We start from the raw sequence: 24,229 nt of genomic DNA on the forward strand, positions 1-24,229 counted from the left end.
CCTCAATCAGAGGTTCCCAGATCGCCCATGTCTCGTCCGTAAAGGTGCCTGTTCTGTCTCCTTCTTCCATCCCTACAATATGGGAAGAAATTCAAGATCTAACAGGCCCTAGAACGTGTTTAGGTGGTATTTTTTTCCACCCAGACACTGTGCTGTGCGAAAGACCGATTGCTTTGGCCACTACTACGCAGCCTCCCGCCCGGCGAACTATCTCTCGTGTGTCCATGCATTAAATGTCGGACATTCCAACATTATTGTCAAACGGAAATGTCGGCACAACCGGCACACGCAGAGAAACCGCCTGCCATGATGGCGACGCTATGACAGATACCACATTAGGGAACAGATTGAGAACACTGCGCAAAGAGCGTAGGATCACTCAATCAGAGGTCGCGTCAGCGGTGGGGGTTTCAAGATCTCATCTCGCTACCATTGAACGGGGGCTCGACAATCCAGGGCGGGAGACCCTAATGGCGTTGGCTGACTTCTATGGAGTATCTATGGACTGGCTGGCCGCCACACCAGGGCGAGCAGTCTCGTCGGTAGATATTAGGGCTCAAACACATGAAGAGGCTCTGCTCTTGTCGGCCTTTCGCAAATTGCCGAAAGACGAAGCTGAGCCTCTTCTTAGAATGCTTATCAGCAGATCAAAATCTGCCGACAAGTCATCGTGATCAATGTAAGATATTGGAATTAATGACTTTGTAGACGAAGTCAGTGCCGAGGCGGCGAATGGCTTTGTCGCCAGCCAAGTGGATTGCGGTTTCTGCATTGAAGCACCCACCGTCGGCGCTTTCTGTGCCTTCACCGTAAATCATCGCACGTGCCGCTGGCGTTCCTTGGGCGTCTCTCACATCCACGCGGCCAGTTATTTCGACATGAGCTTCTACTCTACTCGAAAACATCCGAGGTATCACGGAAATGCGGGCAGAAATGTCTTCCGCGTCAATTCGCATGTTGTAAGGGGCTGTCATTACTTCGCCATCGTGAGTTTCTGTTGCTTTAGCAAATCCCGCAGAAATCGCAGCATCCAAGGTTTCTTTGATTCCCGGTCCAATGCTTAATTTATATGTATGCGCCGCGCATGAAGCGCTTTCCGGCTCTATTGACTTGCTCGCGTTTGTTAAATCTTGGGTATATGAATACTGCGTCGGAGTCTGAATAATTCTATTTGGCATTACTTCTGACGCAGATGCTCCGGTTCCCGACAGTGTTATCGAGTGTGAGCAGGCACTCAGCATTACCATGCTACCTAAAGCGAATACGATATTGAGTCTCATTTGTTTGTCCCACATAAATTTCACCGGTCCCATACATGGAATTTTCCTAATAAGAAGTCGTAAAAATGCATTTCTAAGAGCCTGTTTGGAAAATCGGTCTGATGTGATTCAAGCTCTGGATGTGGACGCCAGAGCAGAGGGGCCGGATGGCCAGGATCACCCGCAAGACGAAACGCTACCCGTCTGACATGACGGACGAGGAATGGGAGCGGATCGCGCCATTGATGCCAGGCCCAGGGCGTCGTGGCCGCCCACGGGAGGTCGAATTCCGTGAGGTGATTAACGCGGTGCGCTATCTTGTTCGTTCAGGCTGCGGTTGGCGCATGCTGCCGATCCACTTCGGGCACTGGCGCACGGTCTATGGCTGGTTCCGGGAACTGGCGCGACGGTTCCTGTTCCAGACCATCCATGACGTTGAACTGATGCTCGACCGGGAGCAGGCAGGCCGCGAGGCCAGTCCGACAGCGGCGGTGATCGACAGCCAGAGCATCAAGGCGCCTCATGCAAAGACAAGAGGTTACGATGCCGGCAAGAAAGTCGTCGGACGCAAGCGCCATATTGCCGTCGATACGGACGGGCGCCTCCTGATGGTCAATCTGACCCCGGCCGATATCTCCGACAGTGCCGGCGCCCAGATGATCCTGGATGCGATCCGCAAGCGTTGGCCATGGGTGAAGCATCTGTTCGCCGATGGCGCCTATGACCGCCTGAAGTTGATGGACAAGGCGACTTATCTGGATTTCATCGTCGAGATCATCCGCCGCCGCGACGCAGCAAAGGGTTTCGAGTTACTGCCGCGACGTTGGGTGGTCGAGAGGACTTTCGGCTGGATGACCCGCTGGCGGCGGCTCGTACGTGATTATGAGCATCGTGTCGACGTGTCACAGGCCATGATCTTCGTCGCCATCGGCGCCAATCTCATGCGCAGAAATGCACACCCGTGATTTTCCAAACAGGCTCTAACCTGATGTCGGAAAGCCCGACGTTTTTTGTTGACGAAAATGTTGGGATATCCGACATTAGCCCATCACCCACTCGGGCGATGGAGAACGAGATGCACCACATACGACCTGAGCGGCACGCAGTTGACGTAGCCCTACAGGATCTGATGGCACACGCTGGCGACGCTGATGCAGCCGGCCCGTGATGCAGAAGCCATCACCTCAATTCAGAACGCAGCGCGGCGTGCCGTTAGCGCGCTGGAACGCGAAACCGGAACTGGCACGGGATCTGCGGCCGCACATGCTTGCCTCATTCCTCATCTGGGAGCGGTATCGTGACTGCCCCGGCACCGGAAATGGTCCGGACGCTTCAGGCGTCGGTGCGTCGTCTGGAAGCGCAGGCCGAGCTTGCTTTGGTTCTGGCGCAGCACATTCGCGACGGCCGTTGCAACAAGGATGCGCGGAACCAGCTTCTTGTTCTGTCTGGCGAATGCGTCAGTGCGATGCGCGAGGAAGAGAAGGCTGTCGCGCTCCAGCGGGGAGAGGCGGCGTGAACAGTTTACCAATGCTAAACACAACTTGTTACGTCCCCATGGCGGAGAGACCCAATGCCGGAAGAGTTAACGGTTGTAGACGCAGACCAAGAAACGGCGTGGGGTGCTATCGGTACAGAGTTTCCTTTATGGCAAGCCAAAGAGGCGATGTCACAAATAGAAAAGCGAATTACCGCACAGACGACCACCTTAGGGGTCTACGAAACGCGCGCCACAACTCTTCTGGGATGGTTGAGCGCGGAAATCATAGCTACAGCGACAGCTGCCATATCCAGTTTATTGAAGGCCCCAAGTCCGGTTATGGATACAGGGACGACACTTATTTTGGCTGCGAGCGTATTGATTCCTGCAATGACCTCAGCCTTTTGTTTGGCGAAGGTCTTTTCCTCGAAAGATTGGTCTCTTGGTGGCGTGGATATCAGATGGCTGATGGACGCCGACCACGCAGATCCAAGCGAACTCGAAGTTTTGCAGGAATTCGCGAAAAAAGGACTGGCAGGGGTGTCTGCCAACCACAGTATTCTTTTGTCCGCCTACAAATGGCTGACGCTGGGATGGAAGATATTTCTTGTCGTCCCAGTATCAGCCCTGATTGTCAGCCTTTTCGTGGCGTTGGTGAAGTAGGAGGTCTCGGTGGTGGAGCAGAAGGCGGAGTCTGCTTTGTGTCAGGTGTCCTTGGCACCACCGGTGCCGTACTAGGGCCACTTGGCCGCATCGGAGCTTTTACCACAGGTTTCCTCATTGCTGGAGTTCACACCGCAATGATGGAAGCGGCCGGGGCGGCTGACAATTGTCGCTCCGGCATGCGGGGTGCGTCATGAGCCCGCTTGAAGCAATTCGGCCCTGCCCGTGCCGGGACCAGGTTTTGGTCAATCTGACGGGGCAGTTTTTATCCTTCGCAGACGCTTTCGAAGAGGCCGCGCAGGACTGTCGAACACGCAATTTCATTCCGGCGTCTGAGGCTTGGCTGAACGTCGCGCGGTGCTTCCGTGATCAGGCCGCCATCCTCAAACGCCACATCAGCCCCGTCGATGCCGACGTGCGGGCGGAGTAACGTACATGCAGATTTCCCCTGGCTTTGAATTCGCTTCTCATACGCGCATCGAAAAGCGCAATCGTCCCGTGACGGTTCGCGATCCGTCCGGACGCCGCAACGCTTTTGCCGAACCGATGCATGGCCGTGAAGTCGCCATCAAGACGATCTCGGGCCGCACGATTGAGCACGTGATCATGCTGGAGAATGGCGTGGAACTGACATGCCCGCCGACATGGGTCAGCGCTGCTCCTCATATGCCGGTTCCAAGCCGCGCTTGGCATCCGTACTGCATCACGGGAGGCGCTGTGTCATGAGATCGCCTCATCTGATGCCGAGATCCGGAATTGATCCGCTCCTGATTGGCGTGTGGGCTTCGATTTTGCTTCTCAGTGCGATGGTCTGGGGACTTGCCTTTGAGATGGGTCGGGATCTGGGCGCAATTATCTGGGGCTATGTGCTTGGACTGCATTTCAACGCGATCGCTGTTGTTCTGATGGCGCTTATGGTTGTGGTGCTGGTCGAGAAGGGGCGCGGCTGACGATGCCGCGCTACCATCTCTCGCTGACGCCGATCGACAACGGCCTTTACAGCGCAATGCTCATGGACACGGCCATGAGATGGCCGATTGGCTTCCGCACTTGTCGCCGCACGCGCATTGAGGGACGAGCCGCCATCGTCGGATCCAGCACGGACGGGTTGCCGGGTTGGGAACTGACAGTTCGGCCGACATCTGACGGAATGTTCCAGGCCGATGCAACTGACGGCCGCGACTGGGAAATCCGGTTCCCGGAATGCGTTCTGGAGCAGGATGGCGCCGGCAAGCGGATCGATGGATGGGCTGAAGAGGCCGAGATAATCGAAGAGAAGAAAGGAGAAGCGGCGTGATTGATCACATGCTCACTCGGCGCGAAGTGGAAAGCCGGATCGGCCTGAGCCGGAGTTCCATCTATCAGCGCCTTAAAGACGGATCATTCCCCCAGCCGGTGCGGTATGGAAGCCGCACCGTGCGCTGGAAAGAGAGCCAGATCGCTGCATGGCTCAAGGAACAGGAGGATAAATACCTTCGTAAGAACTGTAATCTAGTCGACCCATAAAGGGATTGAGATGATAGGAGCTACTAAAAAAGTCGATAGTTCCTATCATCTGTGCCAGTTTTTTTGACTGGAGCCGATACTTCGTCGAGGATTCGAAGCCAGTCATCATAAACACTAAGAAGCAGATTGTTTATTTCAGTTATATCTAGGAAATCATTTCCTTCATAAATATGCTCTTCGAGATAAAATCCCTTCTTTTTGCTCCCAAGTATATTTATAATGCACGGAAGAACACTATCTAAGTCAGGATCTTGACTTAGTACAAATGCCTTTTGGATGCTGAAAACAATCTTTCTGGTTATGCTGCTGTCGATTCCTGACTGGGACCGAAAGTCAAGAAAGAGAGAAAACGCAACTCCACTTTTAATGCCAATTCTATCATGCCAAAATTTTATGTTTTTATCATCTGGAAGCGTTGGCCCGAAAGGCATAGGAAATTCTCTAAATAAAACATTATTTTTTCTTATATAATCAAAAAGAATCCTTCCCTTTATTATATTAAATTGCTGAGCTCTTTCAGGGTCTTTTTGTTTCTGACAATCTCTACGAATTTTCTTTTCGATGTTTTCCCATGGAACATCAGGCAAAAGTAAACCTAGCTCATTCTTCACATTTAAAATGTAGCGCGAAAGCCATGAGGCACATGGCGACCATGATACCCGGCTCGGTTGAGCAGATATCCGATTGCATTTTCACACAGAGGGACACGCGGACGGCGGCTGTTCGGAAAGAGGTGTGGCCAGCGATCTGAAAACGGGCGAAGGGCCTCAATGACCTCGACAGCAGCCGGCGCCAGAGGAACGACATGTTCGCGATCCATCTTCATGCGTTCGGCAACGATCACCCAGATAGGCTCCGATCCTGAAAGATCGTGAAACTCGTCCCAACGAGCACCTCGAACTTCACCTGGGCGCACGGCCGTCAGGTAAAGCAGTCGCATTGCCAGCAGAGTGACGGGATGGGCCGCCATATCTTCGGTCTTCCGGATCATTTCGCGCGCTTCATCCAGATCAGTGATCGCGGGCTGCCGCCCACGCTTCACCGGTCGCAGTGCCGGCTTCACGACAGCAGCCGGATCGGAATCCGCTCGATCAGTTGCGATGGCATGCACGAAGATTTCGCTGATGCGCTGCCTGATCCTATGGGCTGTCTCGATCGCTCCACGGTCTTCGACGTGCCTCAGGACATGCAGGACAGTGCGAGGCGTGATCTGTGAGGGCGGAAGCTTCCCAATCAGCGGAAAGACATCACGCTCAAGACTGGTGATGACATCATGGGCATGGCGCGGCCGCCATAGATCTCGGCGCTGGCCATACCATTCCCGCGCGATAGCTTCGAACACCTCTTCATGGGCTGGGCGCAGTAGCGCAGGAGCGATCTTTTTGTGCGCCACGGGATCAATACCTTGGCGCTTGATATCCTTGGCTGCATCGCGGGCGCGCCTAGCATCCTGCAGCGACATTGCAGGGTAGGGGGCAAGAGTAAGTGTTTGCTCTTTGCCTTCAGGAGAGCGGTAACGCATTCGCCAGATCTTGCTTCCAGACGCCATGACGTGGAGAAAAAGACCACCGCTATCTGCCAGACGGTAGGCTTTCTCGGCGGGTTTGGCCGTCCGGATCTTCGTATCTGTCAGCATTAGCGTTTACCCACACTCCACAAATTGTTTGCCCACTCCATACCCACATTCCTTGTGGCCTGGTTAGAACAAAACTGGAACACTGTGGATGCAAGAAAATGCCAAAAACCCTGGAAGATCAAGGGTTTTGGAACAATCAGAATTTACGAGGAAAACCTTTTGGCGGATGGGGTGGGATTCGAACCCACGGTACGGTTACCCGCACGCCAGTTTTCAAGACTGGAGCCTTCAACCGCTCGGCCACCCATCCGGTAGCAGGCTTATGCGTCAAAAAGCCTGATTTCGCAACAGCAACTCAAGACCATTAGGTCTTGGAACGATGCGTTGAATGTGTAGCCGCCTTGGCTTTGTGCGATCCTGTTACTTTAAGACGACGATTCAATGGCGCACGTGCCAGCACATAATGGATCATGCCCAGTTTCTTCAGGTGTTGGCGAGAGGCCGCCGACAGATTGCCCGTTCGCCCGCTTGCCGCCATCATGCGAAAACCTTGTCGTCGTGCGGACGCGCTGCCTGCCCGAGCGATGATGAGGGGAACCTGTGGCCGTGAAACGGGCGCCACACCTTCGTCCTGAAAGCCCTGATCCAGAAGGGCCGCCATTGTGCGGGTGCGCTCCGCATTGGAGCGCGCGCCCATCACTACGCCCACTAATCGCACATTGTCGCGCGCGGCGGAGCTTACGAGGTTGAGGCCAGCCTGCGCCGTATATCCCGTCTTCATGCCATCCGCTCCGGGATAAAAGCGCAGCATGGGGTTATGATTGGGAATTTCGCGTCCATGGAAATAGAACAACGGCACGGAAAAATAGTGATAATCTTCCGGAAAATCGTTGATGAGATGCCGTCCGAGCGTCGCCAAATCTCGCGCTGTGGTCACCTGATCAGGGTTGGGAAGTCCGGACGCATTGCGGAATGTCGTGGAACTCATTCCCAGCGCATGTGCCTGAGCGGTCATCATGGCTGCGAATCGATCTTCATCGCCGCCCACAAGTTCACCCAGTGCGCAGGCCGCGTCATTAGCCGATTTGGTGACCAGCCCCAGAATGGCCTGTTCGACAGTGATGTAGGAGCCGGGCACCAGTCCAAGTTTCGATGGCTCGCGGGTTGCGGCGCGGACGGAGACGGGAACCGCCTGATCAAGGGAAATCTGACCCGAACGTAGGGCGTTGAACGTCATATAGAGCGTCATCAGCTTGGTAAGACTCGCTGGATAACGCTGCAGATCCGGATTGATCTGGGCCATCACGGCGCCGCTACGGGCATCGGTCACGAAAGCGCTGATGCGGCCTACATACTGGGCGTGTGCGGCCGGAACGCTGAGAAGAGCGGACAGAAAAGCTGTTCCGACAGCCAGTCGCCGCATGAAACGATTGCTGAAGGAGGGCCGACCGGTCTCGATCCCGTCGCGTTTACCGAATGCTGACGGTGTAGGGGGCAGATCATTCATCATGGCGATCAGTACGAGAATCCTGTGAGCCGGGCACTCGAACCTTAGCAGTGCCGATTCGACCGTCTAGGCTAAAAGTGGCTAACAAGATGACAAAAATACGGATGGGAGGGGTGAGAAATGCGGGAAGCGTCTTCACGACTTCTCAACTGTGGGGAATTGGAGACACAATGACGCCCAAGACGCATGGGGCTGTGCCCGAATTCCTGTTCCCTTGACCGGGTCGGGGGTTTACAGAGACCTCATGAAGTCACGCGATTGGACAGAAGCAATGGGCGGCTCGGCTGGCTTTTGGCCAGCGAGCCACAGAGATGTCAGGCGGGTTGTCATGACGGAAAAGCCCGAAGACGGCGGCGATGACGTTGGTGTTCTGGTAAGGACAACGACGAAGACGCGCAAACCGTCGATGTACAAAGTGCTTATGCTCAACGACGATTATACGCCGATGGAGTTTGTCGTGCATGTGCTGGAGCGGTTCTTCAACAAGACCCGCGAAGAGGCGACCAGCATCATGCTGCATGTGCACAAGAAGGGGGTAGGGGTCTGCGGCGTGTTCACCTATGAGGTGGCCGAGAGCAAGGTCGCGCTCGTCATGGATTTGGCACGACAGAACCAGCATCCGCTGCAATGCACCATTGAGCGGGACTGACACCGGGAATAATTTTTTTCCCGGTAAAACCAGTAAAATGAGAAAACCCGCAAAGACGCGGGGATCAGAGATCCCCGCAGCATAGTTCCTCAGGAGTCGTGCTCGTCCTTTTCGGACGGAACGTCGATGTCCGAACTGATGTCGTCGGCATCGTCGTCCAGATCGGCGGTGTCCTCGATGGCGTCGTCGTCATCGTCATCACCGGTGTCGAGATCGATGTCATCATCGCTCTCTTCGGTCGGCTTGGGCGCCTTTACGGGCACAGGCGCGGGGATGTCCCCCGCGCGTTTGAGACGGGGAACCTCGGCAGGCTGGTCGGCGCCGCATTTCGGGCAGACGGCCGGCTCCTTGTTGAGGTCATAGAAACGCGCACCGCAGGAGACGCAGACGCGCTTGGAACCGAGTTCAGGCTGGGCCATGTTGAACCTGTCGATCGTGGTCGAGGGCGGGAGAAGATTTCCCGCAGGGATGCACAGTATGTGGGCGCAAACGACCGCACGCATCCCGAGGGCAGGGCACATGCCAGTTCAGGCCCATGGCGTCAACCGGACGTTGGGGAAAAGTGGCGAAACTGCCTTGTGTGCCGTTTTTCTGCCGTGATTTTTTCATGCCATGGCAGAAACGGCAGTCTGGCTCCTGAGTCTGGGTGCCTTGATGGAGAGCAATGCAAGATGTGTCGCAACGGGGAGCGTCGTATCCTTCGGATTCTGAGTGTTGGGGGGCTGCTGGCACTGGCCGCATGCAGCGCGACATCCCGACCCGGAGGTGACCCTTCCCAATGGGGACGTGGGAATTATACGCCCCCGGGCACGACCAGCGATCCGTGGGGGCCTTATGTCCGGGAAGCCTCTGGGCGGTTCCAGTTGCCGGAACAGTGGATTCGGGCCGTGATGAATCAGGAATCGGGCGGCAAGGAATATCGTAACGGTCGCCTGACCCGCTCGGGCGCGGGGGCAATCGGGCTGATGCAGCTCATGCCGTCCACATGGTCCTCTCTGGCGGCGCAGTATGGACTGGGCAACGATCCGTACGAACCGCATGACAATATTACAGCAGGATCTGGTTATATCCGGCAGCTCTACGATCGTTTTGGCTCGCCGGGTTTTCTGGCGGCCTATAACGCCGGACCGGGGCGGCTGGAGCAGTATCTTCAGGCAGGAACGCCGCTGCCGGATGAGACGGTCAATTATGTCGCGTCCATCTCCCCGCATCTTGGCGATACGGTCCCGGCTGTGGGGGCTACGCCTGTCATGGTGGCTAGTGCGTCGCAGCGCGTTCCGACTGTCCCGACGGCTTCTGTCGTGCCTGTCGAGACCGCAACTCTTTCCCGGACAGCGGATGGGTGCCTGAGAAACGTGGACGCTGCCTATGATCCGTCCGACTGTCTGGTGGATCGCGATGTTCCACATGCGGATCCGGCTCCTTTGCCGCCACCTCAGCCTACGATTACGGTGGCGTCCACTCAGCCTTTGCCGGCGCCGCAGCCAGCGCCTCTTCCCACTGAACTGGCGAGTTATGTGGAGCCGGTTGGTCATCGCGCCCCGGTCATGCAAGCGTCTTATGCTCCTGTGCGGGGGATGGGAGGTTCGTGGGCCGTGCAGGTCGGAGCCTTTTCGTCTGGCGGAGAGGCCCGTATGGCGCTTGCTCAGGCGCGCGCCATCATAGGTCCGCTGAGCGCCAGTCCGTTGGTGATGCGTGTGCCGTCCAGTGCGGCGCCTCTTTATCGTGCGCGGCTTGTAGGGCTTGGGGCGGAGGATGCGGCTGCGGCCTGTCGCGCCTTGCGCAGTCACGCCATGGCCTGCTTCCGGGTGCCCATCGCCACCTGATGCGATTGGCCCTTCCCGTGCGGATGAGCATTGCCCGACGCCGCCCCGTTCGCTAGACCGCCGCCTTCGCACGGGCATCCGTCCGCGCATCGGGTTCAGGGGCTGGGGGTGAAATGGCGCGCAATCGGGTTCGGAAGGGACGGCCACTGGATGGGTGGCTCGTCATCGACAAGCCGACAGGCATCACCTCCACGGCTGTCGTGGCCATCGTCAAACGGGCATTCAACGCGCAGAAGGTGGGACATGGGGGGACGCTGGACCCCTTGGCGACCGGTCTTCTGCCGATCGCTCTGGGGGCGGCCACCAAGACCGTGCCTTATATCATGGACGGCACGAAACGGTATCGCTTCACCCTGCGGATGGGAGAGGCGCGCGATAGTGATGATGCCGATGGCGCGGTGACGGCCACCTCCGATGTGCGCCCGACGGATGAGCAATTGCGCGCGGCAGCTGCGGCGTTGACGGGTGATATCATGCAGGTGCCCCCCGTCTTTTCCGCTCTCAAGGTGGCGGGCGAGCGGGCCTATGACATGGCGCGTGATGGTCGTCCTCCCGAACTGCCGCCGCGTCCCGCACGGGTGGATCGGTTCGAACTGATCGAGCGCCCGGATGCGGATCACGCCGTGTTCGAAGTCGAGTCCGGCAAGGGCGTTTATATGCGCTCGCTGGCGCGCGATGTGGCGCTGGCCTGCGGGACGCTCGGGCATATCGCCGTGCTGCGACGGCTCAGGGTGGGACCTTTCACGGAAACGGATGCGATTTCGCTGGACAAGCTGGCCGCAAGCGCCGAAGAAGGCCCCGCTTCACCGGAACTTCTGCGTCCGGTCGCGACCGCGCTGGCCGACATCCCGGCGCTGGCCCTGACTTCGGACGAAGTGGTTCTCCTGCAGCACGGGCAGGCTCTTGGCCTGCTGGATTTTGTCGGTCGTATCCCTCAAACGGGCGCTGATGGAATTGTCCGTGCGATGGACGGGGAGCGTGTGCTGGGGCTCTGCCGTCTTGAAGAAGGATGGCTGAGGCCCGTTCGTTTGCTTTGAATTCTGGGAGACGATGATGTCGATCACAGCTGAGCGCCGTACGGCGCTGATTGAGGAATACCGCACGAATCCGACCGATACGGGTTCGCCGGAAGTGCAGGTTGCCATCCTTACGGAGCGCATCAACAACCTGACCGAGCATCTGAAGACGCACGCGAAGGATTTCCACTCGCGTCGTGGCCTGCTGGTGATGGTGGGTAACCGCCGTGGCCTGCTCGACTACCTCAAGCGCAAGAGTCAGCAGCGCTACGAGACGCTGATCGGGCGTCTGGGTCTGCGTCGCTGAGCATGACAGGTCGGGTGTAGGGTGGCGTATCCGCTGTTTTACCTGCGCCGATAATCCTGTATGGGATCGCCCGAGGCACCGCTTTGCGGGGTCTCGGGTTTTTCATGCCCGGATTCCGGGTTCATCTGCGCCGAACCGGCCGTCGCAAGGGTTCGATCCGTTACGGCGTTTCAGGCCACATGGCGTCCTGGCGTTTTGCGCCAGCCACCATGCCGTCCGAGACGCTGTCCGCATTCGGGTCGTCCACTCTCCTGAACGGATTTGTCTGTTTCTGAGGGAAGGCGAGGCTCCTCCGTTCGGCCTGAAGTAAGGTTCGACTGAATGTTCAACTACTTCCGCAAGGAAATCGAATGGGGCGGCCGCCCGCTGATTCTGGAGACGGGTAAGATCGCTCGTCAGGCGGATGGCGCGGTTGTTGTGACCTATGGCGAGACGGTGGTGCTTTGCACCGCGGTTGGCGCCAAGACCGTCAAGCCGGGGCAGGACTTCTTCCCGCTGACCGTCAACTATCAGGAAAAAGCCTATGCTGCGGGGAAAATCCCCGGCGGCTTCTTCAAGCGTGAAGGACGTCCTTCCGAAATCGAGACGCTCAACTCGCGTCTGATCGATCGTCCGATCCGGCCGCTGTTCCCCGAAGGTTTCCGCAATGAGGTTCAGGTCATCACGACCGTTCTGAGCCACGACATGGAAAACGATCCGGCGGTTCCGGCTCTGATCGGTGCTTCGGCGGCTCTGACGCTCTCCGGCATTCCGTTCTTCGGTCCCGTCGGCGCGGCGCGTGTCGGTTATAAGGACGGCGAATACATCCTGAACCCGACCATCGACGAGGTGAAGGAAAGCGAGCTTGACCTCGTGGTCGCCGGCACGGCGGAAGGCGTGCTGATGGTGGAATCGGAGGCGTCCGAGCTTTCCGAAGCCACCATGCTTGGTGCTGTGAACTTCGGGCACAAGACGTTCCAGCCGGTTCTCGACGCCATCATCGCGCTGGCCGAGCATGCGGCGAAAGCGCCGTGGGAACTCGAAGGTCCAAGCAAGGAGGCCATCGCGCTTCGCAAGAAGGTCGATACGCTTGGCCGCAAGCTGTTCACAGCAGCTTATAAGGAAAAGGCCAAGCAGGCGCGTTACGAAAAGCTCGCTGCTGCCAAGAAGACGGTTCTCGACAAGCTGACGGCTGCTGATCTGGATGCCGAGGCGGCCAAGCCGATGCTCAAGGAGCTTGAGGCCGATATCGTGCGTGGCGCGATCCTCGACACGGGTCTGCGCATCGACGGGCGTGACCTGACGACGGTTCGTCCCATCGTGTCCGAGGTCGGTATCCTGCCGCGTGCGCATGGCTCGGCCCTGTTTACGCGCGGTGAGACACAGGCGCTGGTGATCGCGACGCTCGGCACCGGTCAGGACGAGCAGGTGATCGATGCGCTGGAAGGCGAGTATCGCACCAACTTCCTGCTGCACTACAACTTCCCTCCGTTCTCGGTGGGCGAGTGCGGTCGCACGGGTTCGCCGGGTCGTCGTGAGATCGGCCATGGCAAGCTGGCATGGCGCGCCATTCATCCGCTTCTGCCGACAAAGGCCGAGTTCCCCTACACCATGCGCGTGGTCTCCGAGATCACGGAGAGCAACGGCTCGTCTTCCATGGCGACGGTCTGCGGTTCTTCGCTGGCGCTGATGGATGCGGGTGTTCCGCTGAAGCGCCCGGTGGCGGGCATCGCCATGGGACTCATCAAGGAAGACCGCGGCTACGCTGTGCTGTCCGATATCCTTGGTGACGAGGATCACCTCGGCGACATGGACTTCAAGGTGGCGGGAACCGAAAAGGGTGTCACTGCGTTGCAGATGGACATCAAGATCACGTCCATCACGCCGGAGATCATGGAAATCGCGCTTGAGCAGGCGCGTGGTGGCCGTCTGCACATTCTCGGTGAGATGAGCAAGGCGCTGACGGAAGGACGTTCGGACGTGTCGGCGACGGCACCGAAGATCACAACCATGAGCGTGCCCAAGGAGAAGATCCGCGATGTGATCGGTTCCGGCGGCAAGGTTATCCGTGAGATCGTGGAATATTCCGGCGCCAAAGTGGACATCGGGGACGATGGCACGATCACGATCGCTGCGATGTCCGACGACCAGGCGCAGAAGGCCATCTCGCGCATCAACGGGATCGTGGCGGAGCCGGAGATCGGCCGTATCTATGACGGCAAGGTCGTCAAGACGGCGGATTTCGGGGCATTCGTGAACTTCCTCGGTGCGCGTGACGGACTGGTTCACATCTCGGAACTGGCGCAGGGCCGCGTCGGTCGCACGACGGACGTGGTCAAGCAGGGCGATGCCGTGAAGGTCAAGGTCATCGGTTTCGATGATCGCGGCAAGGTGAAGCTCTCCATGCGGGTTGTGGATCAGGCTACGGGTGCCGACATCACCTCCGAGGTGGGAGAGAAGCCCGCTCGCGCTCCGCGCCGCGAGGACTGACATCGTTTGACGACGGGCAGTTGGTGGGGCGGGCGCCGTGACGGAGTGGTCACGGCGCCCGCCTGCGTATGGCGCAGCCTCTGGCAATGATCCCGGTGCGGATGACCGCATCTGGTATGAACAGAAACGACGATGAGACAGGCATGAAGGCGATCAACGCAGTTAGGTTGGGCGGAGCGGAGATTCTGCCACTGGTCGAGGGCGGGAAGGGTGTGTCCGTCTCCACCGGTGAGTCGGCCGGCGCCTGGGCCGAGGCTGGTGGTGCGGGCACTATCTCCATCGTCAACGCCGACAGCTACGATGAGAACGGCAATGTCGTGCCGCAGATTTACAGGGGCAAGACCCGGCGGGAACGACACGAAGAACTGATCGACTACGCGATCCGGGGCGGCATCGCTCAGGCGCGTATCGCGCATGAGCGTGCAGGCGGCAAGGGACGTATCCACGCCAACATCCTGTGGGAAATGGGCGGTGCCGAGCAGGTCATCACGGGTGTTCTGGAAGGGGCCAAGGGGCTGATCCAGGGACTGACCTGTGGCGCGGGTATGCCTTACCGCCTGTCCGAGATCGCAACCCGTTTCGGTGTTCACTATTATCCGATCATATCTTCGGCACGCGCGTTCAATGCGCTGTGGAAGCGCGCCTACAGCAAGAGCTCCGAGTTGCTGGGGGGCGTGGTGTATGAAGACCCGTGGCGCGCGGGCGGACATAACGGTCTGTCCAACACCGAAAATCCGCTGGCTCCGGAAGATCCGTATCCCCGTGTGGCCGCTCTGCGTAAGCTGATGCGGACCTTCGGGCTGGGCGATACACCGATCATCATGGCCGGTGGTGTGTGGTGGCTGGAAGAATGGCAGGACTGGATCGATAACCCTGAACTGGGGCCAATCGTTTTCCAGTTTGGAACGCGTCCTCTTCTCACGACGGAAAGCCCTATCCCCGAGGCATGGAAGGCGCGTCTGCGCACGTTGAAAAAGGGCGATGTCTATCTGAACCGCTTCTCACCGACGGGCTTTTATTCTTCTGCTGTGAACAACAGTTTTCTGCAGGAACTGCGTGAGCGTTCGGAGCGGCAGGTGGCGTTCTCGCCAGAGCCTCTCGGCGAACTGGTGGCGAGCTATGGTGTGGGCGCACGTAAGCGCGAAGTCTTCGTGACGGAAGCGGATCTGCTGCGTATTCGTGCGTGGGAGGCCGATGGTTTCACGGACGCCATGCGCACACAGGATTCCACGCTGATCTTCGTGACGCCGGAGCGCGCGCGCGAGATCGTGGCGGATCAGGTTGCCTGCATGGGCTGCCTCTCGGAATGTCGGTTTTCCAACTGGAGCCAGAAGCCTCCCGAATACAGCAACGGCCACAGGGCTGATCCCAGGTCGTTCTGCATTCAGAAAACGTTGCAGAACATCGCACACGCGCATGGTCCGGACGAGGAAGAGATCGCGGACCATAATCTGATGTTTGGCGGCACGAATGCGTGGCGTTTCGCGACCGACCCGTTCTATTCGAACGGCTTTGTGCCCACGGTCAAACAACTTGTGGAACGGATCATGACGGGCCGCTGAGGTCGTCTGGCGTTACGTTTTGTCAGCAGGTGAAAGCATGTTCTTGCGTTCGTTCGTCGTTATGAGTGGCCTGTTCCTGACGGGTGTGACGATGTCTGTCGCCAGTCACGCGGAAACCGTGCTGACGCCGGCCGATCAGGGATGGATCGCGCGGGTGCAGGATGCCATGAATGGCGTTACGACGCTTGAGGGACGTTTCCAGCAGGTTGCTCCCGATGGGCAGCGCACGACGGGGCGTGTCTGGTTGGCGCGGCCCGGTCGCATGCGCTTTGAATATGACAAGCCAAGCCCGCTTCTTCTTGTGGCCAATGATGGAAAGGTTGTCTTTCGGGATTCGCAACTCGACCAGACCACCGAAATGCCACTTGAACGGACGCCGCTTGGGCTATTGCTCGCGGAACATCTCTCTCTGTCGAGGGATGTGACCGTAACCGATTTCCGGCATGAAGACGGTATATTACGTGTTGCCGTTGTACGCACGGCGTCACCGGGAGAAGGGACGCTTGAGATGATCTTCTCTGCCCAGCCTGTGGCCTTGCAAGGATGGATCGTCACCGATGCTCAGGGGCACCGTACGCAGGTAATGCTGACCGATCTGAAGGCCGGAAGACCGTTGTCACCCGATCTGTTTGTTCTGCCGCAAGGCGGTTGATCTCAAGCGGAGGGGTATTGTCGCAACTAAGATTTGATTTTGTAAATAATTTCAGTGAGTGCTTGGTGGATTCTATCGCGAATATGGGGTGGAGCTAAGAATTTGTGTTGTGTCGAACGGAAGCAGCGTTTTGTTGGAGATATCCACACTCATTGATTGAACGGTGGTGTCTGTCGGATTAAGACCAAAGCATCATGCAGAACGTGGACACGACAAAGATATCTTCCTCAAAGCTGGCTCCCATCGACCTCGGTGGTGTGGTGCTCGACACCCCAGTGATCCTTGCGCCCATGGCCGGTGTGACGGATCTGCCGTTCCGCAGGCTTGCGCGCAAGCTGGGTGCGGGGCTGGTCGTTTCGGAGATGATCGCATCGTGGGCGATGGTACGTGAGAACGCCGCCACGCTCCGCATGGCGGAGGTGGCGGACGGCGAGGGACCGAACTCCATCCAGCTTGCTGGATGCGAACCCGCAGCGATGGCTGAGGCTGCCCGCATTGCCGTCGCGCATGGCGCAAATATCGTGGATATCAACTTCGGTTGCCCTGTGCGCAAGGTGGCGGTGGGCCAGCAGGCCGGCTCCGCTCTCATGCGAGATGAGGCGATGGCCGCGCGGTTGCTTGAAGCGACTGTCAAAGCTGTGGACGTGCCAGTCACGCTCAAAATGCGCATGGGTTGGGATCATGAGCATCTCAACGCGCCTTCACTTGCTCGCATCGCGCAGGACTGTGGAATCCGTATGGTGACAGTGCATGGCCGCACCCGTCAGCAATTCTACAATGGCGTCGCCGACTGGCGCTTCGTGCGGCGGGTGAAAGAGGCTGTGGACATTCCTGTCATCGTCAATGGTGACATCATCACCAAGGAAGACGCGCGCACGGCGCTTGAGCAGTCGGGTGCAAACGGGGTGATGATCGGGCGCGGGTGCTATGGGCGGCCGTGGTTTCTCGGTCATGTGGCAACCTATCTTCGGACAGGGATTGCCCTGCCGGAGCCCGATCTGGAGACAGAACGCGGCATTGTGCTTGAGCATTACGACATGATGCTGCGCCATTTCGGTGAACAGCCGGGCCTGCGGCTCGCCCGCAAGCATGTTGCGTGGTACTCGGCTGGACTGCCGGATTCGGCGGGTTTCCGTGCCTCCATCACGCGAATGGACGATGCGAAGACCGTCATTGCGTCCATCAATACGTTTTATGATGAGCAGATCGCCCGGGGCGCCAGTCATACGCCCCGCCGTTCCCGTGAGGGGCAGATGCCGTCGTCCGAGGGCGTGGTGACAGATTGCTGCGCGGATGGTCTTCAGGCGGCATGAGCAGGCAGTGGCGGGCGCAGGCCGGATGAAAGACCGGCCAGCCAATGAAGCTACTGCCCCTGATGCGGCATTGCTGCTGGACACCTTGCCGGTTCCCATCATGGTAATGGGCAAAGACGACGCCATTCTGGCGGTCAACAATGCCGCCGAGATGTTCTTTGCCCGCTCGCGGGCCCTTCTTTGTCAGGAGCATCTGGGGGCACTGCTCTCTGCGGATCATCCGCTTTTTCCCTTGATTGCGCAGGTCCGTCGCAGCGGTGTCATGGTGACGGAGCATGACGTAGAGCTGACCGCGCCCCGTTTTCATCACGAAGATATCTGCGTTCATGCCTGCGCGATCCCAGAATGGCCCGATCGGGTGATGCTGGTTTTTCAGGATTCTTCGTCCACTCGTGCGCTCGACCGGCAACTGACGTTCCGCTCGGCAGCCCGGAGCGTGTCAGGAATGGCGGCCGTGCTGGCGCATGAAGTGAAGAACCCGCTGTCGGGCATACGCGGTGCGGCCCAGCTTCTGGAAAGCTCCGTCAGTGAGGCGGACCGGGAACTGGCGGTTCTCATTCGAGATGAAGCCGACCGTATTCGTGCTCTGGTCGAGCGAATGGAAATGTTCGGGGAAAAACCGGTCGGACGGCGGCCGGTCAACATCCACCAGATTCTTGAGCACGTGCGAAAGCTCGCGGAAAAAGGCTTTGCTGCAGGCATCCCGATTGTCGAGCGGTATGACCCGTCCTTGCCCCATGTGTGGGTCAATCGCGACGAACTCGTGCAGGTGCTTCTCAATCTGGTGAAAAACGCGGCCGAGGCCATTGTGGAATCCGGGCGACCGGGGACCATCACTCTCCAGACCGCCTACAGGCAGGGCGTGCGACTGGCTCTTCCCGGTTCCACAGAGCGTCGGCATCTGCCTCTGGTGGTTACGGTGAGGGATACGGGACCGGGTATTCCCGAGGCCATCCGGCCCCATCTGTTCGAGCCATTCCTAACCACCAAGACCTCGGGTTCGGGGCTCGGGCTTGCTCTGGCCGGCAAGATCATCAACGATCATGGGGGAATAATTGAAGTCGAAAGTCGTCGCGGATGCACCGAGGTGAGCCTTCTTCTTCCCGTGGTGACGGATGCTGGGCGGCGTGAGCGTGAACATGGCGAGTAAACGGGCGAGAGCGAGCGGGCGGGATGTGCAGGCGCCATGAGCGCGCCTGTTGTTCTGGTTGCCGATGATGATCGGTCCATCCGCACGGTTCTCGGACAGGCGCTAGGTCGAAATGGATACGAGGTGCGGACCACGCCCAGCGCTTCCACGTTGTGGCAGTGGGTGGAGGCGGGAGAGGGCGATCTGGTCATCACCGATGTGGTGATGCCCGAGGAAAACGGGCTCGATCTGCTCCAGCGCATCCGGGCGTTCCGTCCCGATCTGCGTGTGATCGTGATGAGCGCCCAGTCCACACTTGTGACGGCCGTAAAGGCCACCCAGCGCGGCGCGTTCGAATATCTGCCAAAGCCCTTCGATCTTACTGAACTGCTGGCCGTGGTGGAACGGGCGCTTGAGGAGCCAGCTTTTACCTTTGAAGAAGGCGGTGAGCCCGCGCCCGAGGAGCGCATGCCGCTTCTGGGCCGTTCGGTGCCCATGCAGGATATCTATCGCATCATCGCCCGCCTCACGACGTCCGATCTGACCGTGATGATTACGGGTGAAAGTGGAACGGGCAAGGAACTGGTGGCGCGCGCGCTGCACGATTACGGGCATCGTCGCACCGGGCCTTTCGTGGCCGTCAATCTGGCCGCCATTCCAAAGGATCGCATCGAGACGGAACTGTTTGGACAGGAAAGCGGGGGCGGCCGCGTTTCCGGTCGCTTCGAGCAGGCGGCGGGTGGCACCCTGTTTCTTGATGAGGTGGGCGATATGCCGCCTGAGGCGCAGATACGGCTTCTGCGCGTGCTTCAGGATGGCGAATTTACGGTCACGGGCGGTCGTCGGGCGATTCGCGCCAATGTGCGGATCATTGCCGCCACTCAGAAGGATTTGCGTCAGGCGATTGCCGCCGGGACGTTCCGTGAAGATCTGTTCTATCGGCTCGATGTCGTGCCCATCCGTGTTCCGCCCCTGCGCGATCGGGTGGAGGATATTCCCTTGCTCGCCCGTCATTTCCTCGATGAAGCGCAGGAGGAGGGACACACTCCCAAGACCCTGACACAGGATGCCCTCGACCAGCTTCAGTCGTGGCGCTGGCCGGGCAATGTGCGCGAACTTGCCAATCTCATGCAGCGCATTGTGGCACTTCATCCCCAAGAGAGTGTGACGGCCGCACTGATCGAGGCGGAACTGGCCGGTGCGCAGCCAGAAACGACGGGAACGAGTGGCCCCCGGGAGGAGGAATCGTTCGCGGACGTGGTGGCACGCCATATCCGGCGCTATCTTGCCATGGGGGATGAGCATGGTGATGGGCTGCACACGGCCCTGCATGAGCACATCATTGCGGAAGTGGAGCGTCCTTTATTGCGGGTGGTGCTGGAGGCCACGCGGGGCAACCAGATCCGGGCCGCTGCCATTCTGGGACTGAACCGCAACACGTTGCGCAAGAAGATCCGTGAGTTGGACATTCCTTTGAGCAAGGGGCCATGAACTCCTCGGATCAGCCTGTGGAAAAGAAGGGAAGCGTGAAGCACTTCCTTGAGTTGCGCGGTGTGTGGGTCACGCTCGCGGCGCTGGCGCTCATGCTGGTGTTCGCAATGTTCGTCGTGCTGTCAGGAGGCGCGGCGCTGGCCCATCATCCTCACATTCAAAACGCCGTCTTCGTGCTGGGTGGGCTGGCGCTGGCGCTGCTGGCGCTGACAAGCGGCCTGCGTGTGCGGCGGCTCATCAATGAGCGGCAGTCGGGAGAGGGAGCGGGTGCGCGGCTGCATGTGCGGCTTGTGCGTCTCTTTGGCCTTGTCGCGGTGGCGCCAACCATTGTGGTGGGCATCTTCGCCACTCTGTTTTTCGATTATGGCATCCAGATATGGTTCTCGGATCGTGTGAACACAGCGCTGAACGAGGCGCTGGAAGCATCGCGCGGGTATCTGAGCGAGCACAACGCCAACATCCGCACCGAGGCCTTCTCCCTGTCGAACTATCTGGTCAGCGCGGAGAACGAGCTTCAGGTCAACGGCACCGATCTGCTGCACGATCCGGACACACTCGGGCAGATGCTCGACAGTCAGGCCACGATCCGCGGCCTGACGGAAGCTGTGGTGTACGATCCCATCACCAACCGCGTGATCGCCACGGGTGGCCTGCTCAGCCGTTCAGGCTATGAACAGCCCCTGCCGCCGCCTGCCGCCACGATGATGGCGCGGACCAATGACGTGGCGATCTATGACAGTCCCGACGAGAAGGTGGTGCGCGCTGTCGTGGCGCTGGGGGAGACGCCGGAGATGATGCTGGTCATCACCCGTCCGGTCGATCCCGAGATTCTGGGGCATATGCGTAAGACCGAGAAGGTCGTTGCAGATTACAGGCGCCTCAATCACAATCGTACGAAGATCCAGACCACCTTCGTGATGATTTTCGCGCTTGTGGCCTTGCTGGTGTTGCTCGCCGCCGTGCTGATGGGGCTGGCGCTCGCTACCCAGATCGCTCGCCCGCTGGGACTGCTCATGGACGCATCGCGCCGCGTCAGTGAGGGCGACCTTGCCGTGCGCGTGCCCGAGGTCGGGCGCGACGATGAGATTCGCAATCTCTCGCATGCCTTCAATCTGATGACGGATGAACTGGCCACTCAGCGCACCAAGCTGATGGAGGCGTATGCGCAGATCAACGAGCGGCGACGGTTCACGGAGGCCGTGCTCTCGGGTGTTTCGGCCGGTGTGATCGGGCTGGATTCACTGGCGCGCATTGAGCTTCCCAATCGGGCAGCGTGTGAGCTTCTGGGGAAAGATCTTACTCTGGAGGTCGGGGTGCCGCTGGCTGAGGTGATCCCCGAGTTTGCCCCCATGCTTGCGCCATTGTGCGACGGGACGGATCGGGCTCTGACCCGGGAGGTGCAGATCGGTGAGCCGGGCAGCCGCCGTGTGCTGTTCGTGCGGGCGGCGGTCGAACTTCGCAATAATGTGACGGAGGGCTACGTCGTCACGTTCGATGACATCACCGCTCTTCAGGCGGCCCAGCGCAAGGCGGCGTGGGCAGATGTGGCACGGCGTATTGCGCACGAGATCAAAAATCCCCTCACACCCATCCAGCTCGCCGCCGAGCGGCTCAAGCGGCGGTTCCTGCGTGAGATCACCACCGATCCGGACACGTTCAGGCAGTGCGCGGACACCATTGTCCGGCAGGTGGGCGATATCGGTCGCATGGTGGACGAGTTCTCCGCGTTTGCCCGCATGCCGCAGCCGCGCATGGCGGAGGAAAACCTCAACGAGATCGTGCGTGACGCGCTGGTGCTCCAGAAAGGCGCGCACCCGGATATTTTCTACGATGTGGTTCTGCCCGAAGAGGGACTCCGGCTGTCGTGCGATCGTCGTCAGTTGGGGCAGGCTCTGACCAATCTTTTGCAGAATGCCGCGGATGCCATCGCCATGACCGGGCGACTGGGGCAGGGGAACGGTGAGGAAGAGAATGGCAAGGCGGGTGGACATATCCGCGTGGAAGTGCGGCATGACGGCGCGCGCGCGTGGATTATCGTCACAGATGATGGGGTTGGACTGCCCGGAGAAGACCGCGACAGGTTGACCGAGCCCTACGTTACGCACAAACCTCGGGGGACGGGTCTGGGGCTGGCCATTGTCAGGAAAATCATGGAAGACCATGAAGGGACAGTGGAACTCAGGGATCGTCCCGACGGAACAGGCACCGAGGTGATCCTCAGCCTGTCGATCAAGGCCGGAGTGCAGAAGGAAGACGATGGCGTATGAAATCCTGATCGTCGATGACGAACCGGATATCCGCATGCTGATCGAAGGCATCCTTCACGACGAAGGATACGAGACACGCGTTGCGGGCGATTCCGAAGCGGCATTGGCGGCTTTTCGCGCGCGCCGGCCTTCGCTGGTCATTCAGGATATCTGGTTGCAGGGCTCGAAGCTTGACGGGCTGGATGTGCTCAAGACCATGCAGGTCGAGGATCCGACCGTCCCGGTTGTGATGATTTCGGGGCATGGTACGATCGAAACCGCCGTGAGCGCGTTGCAGCATGGCGCTTACGACTTCATCGAGAAGCCTTTTCAGTCCGATCGTCTGCTGGTCGTGGTCCGTCGCGCGCTGGAAGCGTCGCGTCTGGAGCGTGAGAACGCGGAACTGCGGCTGCGCGCCGGCCCCGAGAGCACCCTGTTCGGTGAGAGCGGCACGATTGCCAATGTCCGCGCCCAGATCGAGCGCGTGGCGCCCACCGGTTCGCGTGTGCTCATCACCGGCGCGCCGGGGGCAGGCAAGGAAGTCGCGGCCCGCATGATCCATGCGCGTTCGCGCCGTGCGGATGGTCCCTTTATCGCCCTGAACTGCGCGACGCTGGCACCGGGGCGGTTCGAGGAGGAACTGTTCGGACTGGAAGGGGCGGAGGGCATTCCGCGCCGCATTGGCGTGCTGGAACGCGCTCATGGCGGCACATTGCTGCTCGATGAGGTCTCGGACATGCCTCTGGAGACTCAGGGCAAGATTGTTCGCGCGCTTCAGGATCAGAGCTTCGAGCGGATCGGTGGGTCCACACGGGTGAAGGTGGATATTCGCGTCATCTCCACGACCAATCAGGATCTTCAGGCCGAGATCGCAGCGGGCCGTTTCCGTGAGGATCTTTATTATCGGCTGGCTGTCGTGCCTCTGCGGATTCCCAGTCTGCGCGAGCGGCGCGAAGACATTCCCGAACTGGCCCGTATGTTCCTGCGCCGGGCCGCCGAGACGGCGGGGTTGCCGGTGCGTGAACTCAGCGCCGACGCGATGGCAGCACTTCAGGCTTATGACTGGCCGGGCAATGCGCGCGAACTGCGTAACCTGATGGAGCGTCTGCTCATCATGATGCCCGGCAGCGGCACCGATCCGATCCGCGCCGACATGCTGCCGCCCCAGATCAGCGAAGGCGCTCCGGCGCTCCTGAAGTTTGACTCCAATGCCGACATCATGAGCCTGCCGCTTCGCGAAGCGCGGGATCTGTTCGAGACGCAGTATCTACAGGCGCAGCTTCTGCGGTTTGGCGGCAATATCAGCCGTACGGCGGGATTTGTCGGCATGGAACGCAGTGCGCTGCACCGCAAGCTCAAGCAGCTTGGCGTCACGTCGGAAGATCGTGCCACAACGTGAAAAGGCGTTCTGTTTCTGCTGTCATCTGGTATGCGTGACGCACAGCCTGAAATTGATACGCGCGCCTGTATTCCTTACATGCGCGATTGTGGCATGATCGCCAAAACCTGTTCCGAACCGGGGCATGGGCGGTCTGCCGCCCTGACGCACCTTTGATTACGGGCGGAAGAACAAGAACGAAC

27 protein-coding genes and 1 tRNA gene are annotated in these 24,229 nt (G+C 59.2%); 22 read left to right on the top strand and 6 right to left on the bottom strand.

Features of this window, described 5'->3' with window-relative positions; translation table 11 throughout:
* Positions 1 to 320 precede the first annotated feature (320 nt).
* Positions 321 to 674 carry a helix-turn-helix domain-containing protein gene (locus GOB87_RS17100; RefSeq protein WP_373320708.1) on the top strand — a complete coding sequence of 118 codons (354 nt, stop codon included), beginning with the start codon at positions 321 to 323 and terminating at the stop codon, positions 672 to 674.
* Here the strand turns inward: GOB87_RS17100 and GOB87_RS03780 are convergent, their stop codons facing one another.
* Complete coding sequence (locus tag GOB87_RS03780; protein WP_166313224.1) at positions 675 to 1,313, bottom strand: hypothetical protein; 639 nt, start codon at positions 1,311 to 1,313, stop codon at positions 675 to 677. It lies immediately after the preceding gene.
* 86 nt (positions 1,314 to 1,399) lie between these two features.
* On the opposite strand from GOB87_RS03780, the gene GOB87_RS03785 reads away from it, so the two are divergent.
* The 8 genes from GOB87_RS03785 (at position 1,400) to GOB87_RS03820 (ending at position 4,905) form a co-directional block, all read left to right on the top strand.
* Positions 1,400 to 2,224, top strand: coding sequence for an IS5 family transposase (locus GOB87_RS03785; protein WP_166313225.1), 825 nt, complete (start codon positions 1,400 to 1,402; stop codon positions 2,222 to 2,224).
* Positions 2,225 to 2,556: 332 nt separating this feature from the next.
* Entirely contained in the window at positions 2,557 to 2,775 is a 219-nt protein-coding gene (locus GOB87_RS03790) for a hypothetical protein (RefSeq protein WP_166313226.1), read from the top strand.
* Positions 2,776 to 2,829: 54 nt separating this feature from the next.
* On the top strand, positions 2,830 to 3,399 hold the full coding sequence (locus GOB87_RS03795; protein ID WP_166313227.1) for a hypothetical protein: 570 nt from the start codon (positions 2,830 to 2,832) through the stop codon (positions 3,397 to 3,399).
* Positions 3,400 to 3,640: 241 nt separating this feature from the next.
* The gene (locus tag GOB87_RS03800) at positions 3,641 to 3,829 is read left to right on the top strand and encodes a hypothetical protein (protein WP_166313228.1); all 189 of its coding nucleotides are present in this window, start codon (positions 3,641 to 3,643) and stop codon (positions 3,827 to 3,829) included.
* Positions 3,830 to 3,834: 5 nt separating this feature from the next.
* Complete coding sequence (locus tag GOB87_RS03805) at positions 3,835 to 4,125, top strand: hypothetical protein (RefSeq protein WP_166313229.1); 291 nt, start codon at positions 3,835 to 3,837, stop codon at positions 4,123 to 4,125.
* Positions 4,122 to 4,349 carry a hypothetical protein gene (locus GOB87_RS03810; protein ID WP_166313230.1) on the top strand — a complete coding sequence of 76 codons (228 nt, stop codon included), beginning with the start codon at positions 4,122 to 4,124 and terminating at the stop codon, positions 4,347 to 4,349. Before GOB87_RS03805 ends, GOB87_RS03810 begins: the two co-directional genes overlap by 4 nt.
* 2 nt (positions 4,350 to 4,351) lie before the next feature.
* Positions 4,352 to 4,696: a hypothetical protein gene (locus GOB87_RS03815; protein ID WP_166313231.1), complete on the top strand. Its 345-nt coding sequence runs from the start codon at positions 4,352 to 4,354 to the stop codon at positions 4,694 to 4,696.
* Complete coding sequence (locus tag GOB87_RS03820; RefSeq protein ID WP_198911704.1) at positions 4,693 to 4,905, top strand: helix-turn-helix transcriptional regulator; 213 nt, start codon at positions 4,693 to 4,695, stop codon at positions 4,903 to 4,905. Before GOB87_RS03815 ends, GOB87_RS03820 begins: the two co-directional genes overlap by 4 nt.
* Positions 4,906 to 4,928: 23 nt before the next feature.
* Here the strand turns inward: GOB87_RS03820 and GOB87_RS03825 are convergent, their stop codons facing one another.
* The 4 genes from GOB87_RS03825 to GOB87_RS03840 all read right to left on the bottom strand — a co-directional run bounded on the left by GOB87_RS03825 (position 4,929) and on the right by GOB87_RS03840 (position 7,904).
* Positions 4,929 to 5,516: a hypothetical protein gene (locus GOB87_RS03825; protein WP_166313232.1), complete on the bottom strand. Its 588-nt coding sequence runs from the start codon at positions 5,514 to 5,516 to the stop codon at positions 4,929 to 4,931.
* Between the two features lie 2 nt (positions 5,517 to 5,518).
* On the bottom strand, positions 5,519 to 6,541 hold the full coding sequence (locus GOB87_RS03830; RefSeq protein ID WP_166313233.1) for a tyrosine-type recombinase/integrase: 1,023 nt from the start codon (positions 6,539 to 6,541) through the stop codon (positions 5,519 to 5,521).
* A gap of 160 nt (positions 6,542 to 6,701) precedes the next feature.
* Positions 6,702 to 6,791: transfer RNA gene (locus GOB87_RS03835), tRNA-Ser, on the bottom strand.
* Between the two features lie 54 nt (positions 6,792 to 6,845).
* Positions 6,846 to 7,904 carry a D-alanyl-D-alanine carboxypeptidase family protein gene (locus GOB87_RS03840; protein ID WP_194303198.1) on the bottom strand — a complete coding sequence of 353 codons (1,059 nt, stop codon included), beginning with the start codon at positions 7,902 to 7,904 and terminating at the stop codon, positions 6,846 to 6,848.
* A gap of 412 nt (positions 7,905 to 8,316) precedes the next feature.
* On the opposite strand from GOB87_RS03840, the gene clpS reads away from it, so the two are divergent.
* Positions 8,317 to 8,637: an ATP-dependent Clp protease adapter ClpS gene (gene clpS / locus GOB87_RS03845; RefSeq protein ID WP_166313235.1), complete on the top strand. Its 321-nt coding sequence runs from the start codon at positions 8,317 to 8,319 to the stop codon at positions 8,635 to 8,637.
* 89 nt (positions 8,638 to 8,726) lie between these two features.
* Here the strand turns inward: clpS and GOB87_RS03850 are convergent, their stop codons facing one another.
* Positions 8,727 to 9,056, bottom strand: coding sequence for a TIGR02300 family protein (locus tag GOB87_RS03850; protein WP_166313236.1), 330 nt, complete (start codon positions 9,054 to 9,056; stop codon positions 8,727 to 8,729).
* 252 nt (positions 9,057 to 9,308) lie between these two features.
* On the opposite strand from GOB87_RS03850, the gene GOB87_RS03855 reads away from it, so the two are divergent.
* The 12 genes from GOB87_RS03855 (at position 9,309) to ntrX (ending at position 24,047) form a co-directional block, all read left to right on the top strand.
* Positions 9,309 to 10,463, top strand: coding sequence for a lytic transglycosylase domain-containing protein (locus tag GOB87_RS03855; protein WP_242006144.1), 1,155 nt, complete (start codon positions 9,309 to 9,311; stop codon positions 10,461 to 10,463).
* A 113-nt stretch (positions 10,464 to 10,576) separates the two neighbouring features.
* The gene (gene truB, locus GOB87_RS03860; RefSeq protein WP_166313237.1) at positions 10,577 to 11,500 is read left to right on the top strand and encodes a tRNA pseudouridine(55) synthase TruB; all 924 of its coding nucleotides are present in this window, start codon (positions 10,577 to 10,579) and stop codon (positions 11,498 to 11,500) included.
* 16 nt (positions 11,501 to 11,516) lie between these two features.
* The gene (gene rpsO / locus GOB87_RS03865; RefSeq protein WP_166313238.1) at positions 11,517 to 11,786 is read left to right on the top strand and encodes a 30S ribosomal protein S15; all 270 of its coding nucleotides are present in this window, start codon (positions 11,517 to 11,519) and stop codon (positions 11,784 to 11,786) included.
* Positions 11,787 to 11,890: 104 nt separating this feature from the next.
* The gene (locus GOB87_RS03870; protein ID WP_166313239.1) at positions 11,891 to 12,061 is read left to right on the top strand and encodes a hypothetical protein; all 171 of its coding nucleotides are present in this window, start codon (positions 11,891 to 11,893) and stop codon (positions 12,059 to 12,061) included.
* Between the two features lie 46 nt (positions 12,062 to 12,107).
* Positions 12,108 to 14,255, top strand: a complete 2,148-nt coding sequence (gene pnp, locus GOB87_RS03875) for a polyribonucleotide nucleotidyltransferase (RefSeq protein ID WP_166313240.1) — start codon at positions 12,108 to 12,110, stop codon at positions 14,253 to 14,255.
* 143 nt (positions 14,256 to 14,398) lie between these two features.
* Positions 14,399 to 15,817 carry an NAD(P)H-dependent flavin oxidoreductase gene (locus GOB87_RS03880; protein WP_166313333.1) on the top strand — a complete coding sequence of 473 codons (1,419 nt, stop codon included), beginning with the start codon at positions 14,399 to 14,401 and terminating at the stop codon, positions 15,815 to 15,817.
* A 61-nt stretch (positions 15,818 to 15,878) separates the two neighbouring features.
* Complete coding sequence (locus GOB87_RS03885; RefSeq protein ID WP_242006145.1) at positions 15,879 to 16,469, top strand: LolA family protein; 591 nt, start codon at positions 15,879 to 15,881, stop codon at positions 16,467 to 16,469.
* A 194-nt stretch (positions 16,470 to 16,663) separates the two neighbouring features.
* Positions 16,664 to 17,782 (top strand): tRNA dihydrouridine synthase DusB, encoded by a 1,119-nt coding sequence (gene dusB, locus GOB87_RS03890; protein WP_166313242.1) that lies wholly within the window; start codon positions 16,664 to 16,666, stop codon positions 17,780 to 17,782.
* 25 nt (positions 17,783 to 17,807) lie between these two features.
* Entirely contained in the window at positions 17,808 to 18,932 is a 1,125-nt protein-coding gene (locus GOB87_RS03895) for a two-component system sensor histidine kinase NtrB (RefSeq protein ID WP_166313334.1), read from the top strand.
* Between the two features lie 36 nt (positions 18,933 to 18,968).
* Positions 18,969 to 20,402, top strand: a complete 1,434-nt coding sequence (ntrC, locus tag GOB87_RS03900; RefSeq protein WP_166313243.1) for a nitrogen regulation protein NR(I) — start codon at positions 18,969 to 18,971, stop codon at positions 20,400 to 20,402.
* Positions 20,399 to 22,669, top strand: coding sequence for a sensor histidine kinase NtrY-like (locus GOB87_RS03905; RefSeq protein WP_166313244.1), 2,271 nt, complete (start codon positions 20,399 to 20,401; stop codon positions 22,667 to 22,669). Before ntrC ends, GOB87_RS03905 begins: the two co-directional genes overlap by 4 nt.
* The gene (gene ntrX, locus GOB87_RS03910; RefSeq protein WP_166313245.1) at positions 22,659 to 24,047 is read left to right on the top strand and encodes a nitrogen assimilation response regulator NtrX; all 1,389 of its coding nucleotides are present in this window, start codon (positions 22,659 to 22,661) and stop codon (positions 24,045 to 24,047) included. The genes GOB87_RS03905 and ntrX overlap by 11 nt, the downstream gene beginning before the upstream one ends.
* Positions 24,048 to 24,229: the final 182 nt, after the last annotated feature.

Source organism: Acetobacter estunensis, assembly GCF_011516945.1.
GTDB classification, from domain to species: Bacteria; Pseudomonadota; Alphaproteobacteria; order Acetobacterales; family Acetobacteraceae; genus Acetobacter; species Acetobacter estunensis.